Origin of the sequence: Parvibaculum sp., from assembly GCF_049672805.1 — a bacterium.
Taxonomy (GTDB): domain Bacteria; phylum Pseudomonadota; class Alphaproteobacteria; order Parvibaculales; family Parvibaculaceae; genus Parvibaculum.
The window spans coordinates 1-1,572 of the sequence record NZ_JBATWS010000262.1; the positions used below are offsets into that span (position 1 = coordinate 1).

Genomic DNA, 1,572 nt, shown 5'->3' on the forward strand with positions numbered 1-1,572 from the left:
GGCCTGGCTGCTCGAAGGCGATGGCGTGCGCTTCAGGGCCGACCACGGGCGCTTCGAGATCAAGGAGGGGCAGGCCCTCACCCTCGGCGTGAGGCCATCGTCGCTGTCGGCCGCTTCTCTCGAAGGCAACAGGGAGAACACCCTCGCCGGCATCGCCGATCTCGTCGAATTCCACGGCGACAGCGCCCTCGTTTCCTTCCGTGTGGGCGGCAAGGAGATCGGCGCTCTCGTTCCCGCAGGCAGCCGGCCGACGACCGGCGCTCCCGTGGCCTTTTCCGTCGGTGGCGAAAGCCTGCACGTCTTCGATCGCGCGACGGGCCTTTCGATGTTACGGGAGGAATCGTAAAGTCCGCTGGCGATTCATCCTGGTGAGAGAGGTTCCTGCATGACCGAGGCGACTGATGCGATCCTGGCGCTGTGCAAGGCACTGTCGCCGACCAGGACAGCGGTTGTCCATCCGGTCAAGCCGAACGTGCTCGAAGCCGTCGACGAGGCGGTGCGCGAAAAGCTCATCGTACCGGTTCTGATCGGGCCGAGGGTGAAAATCGAGGAGGCGGCCGCTGCCGCCTCGGTCGATATTTCCGGCTGGGAACTGGTGGACGTGGAGCACAGCCATGCCGCTGCGGCGAAGGCCGCGGAGCTGGCCGCCGGCCATCAGGTCGACGCGATCATGAAGGGATCGCTCCATACCGACGAACTGCTCGCAGCCGTCGTGCGACAGGATGCGGGGCTGAGGACGGAGCGCAGGATCAGCCATGCCTATCTCATGAGCATCGCGAGCTACCCCAAGCCTTTCATCATCACCGATGCTGCGGTGAACATCCTTCCCGACCTGCCGGCCAAGGCCGACATCGTGCAGAATGCCGCCGATCTCTGGCGCGTGGTCTTCGGCGAAAGGGTGCTTCCCAAAGTGGCTGTCCTTGCCGCCGTGGAAACGGTCAACCCGAAGATGCAGGCGACGCTTGATGCCGCCGCGCTCTGCAAGATGGCGGATCGCGGCCAGATCACGGATTGCGTCATCGACGGGCCGCTGGCCTTCGACAACGCGATCAGCGCGGAGGCGGCCATTGAGAAGGGTATTGTCTCCGAGGTTGCCGGTCAGGCGGATATCCTTGTCGTTCCCGATATCGAGGCCGGCAACATGCTGGCCAAGCAATTGACCTTTCTTGGCGGTGCGGAGGCGGCCGGCATCGTGCTCGGGGCCCGCGTGCCCGTTATCCTGACAAGCCGGGCGGACAACGAGCGGGCGCGGCTGTTGTCCTGCGCGCTCGCGGCGCTTCTTGCCGAGGCGCGCGATAAGGGGCAGATCAAGTGAACCACGTCCTCCGGGAGGCGGGTGTTGCAAGACCCGCGTTTCTGCCGCCATTCAAGGCCCTGGTGATTCCGGCCGACGAGGAGATGACGATGGCGATCCATGCACGCGCGCTCTTGGAGGAAGGGCGATGAAGGGGCTTATTGTCGGCCTCGCGAATGACCAGTCGCTGGCCTGGGGCTGCGCCGTGGCGCTCAAGGCGCTCGGCGCTGACATTGCCGTCACCTACCAGAACGACAAGGCCAGGCCACATGTGGAGC

The 1,572-nt window shown here is 65.1% G+C and carries 3 protein-coding genes; all 3 read left to right on the plus strand.

Annotated elements, in window-relative coordinates:
- Positions 1-346: TOBE domain-containing protein (locus tag WBF74_RS08435; protein ID WP_424438073.1), on the plus strand; the 346-nt coding region annotated here is incomplete at its 5' end.
- 39 nt (positions 347-385) lie between these two features.
- Complete coding sequence (locus WBF74_RS08440; protein WP_424438076.1) at positions 386-1,315, plus strand: bifunctional enoyl-CoA hydratase/phosphate acetyltransferase; 930 nt, start codon at positions 386-388, stop codon at positions 1,313-1,315.
- Between the two features lie 127 nt (positions 1,316-1,442).
- Positions 1,443-1,572, plus strand: a 130-nt coding sequence (locus WBF74_RS08445) for an SDR family oxidoreductase (protein WP_424438079.1), incomplete at its 3' end; no start/stop codon positions are given.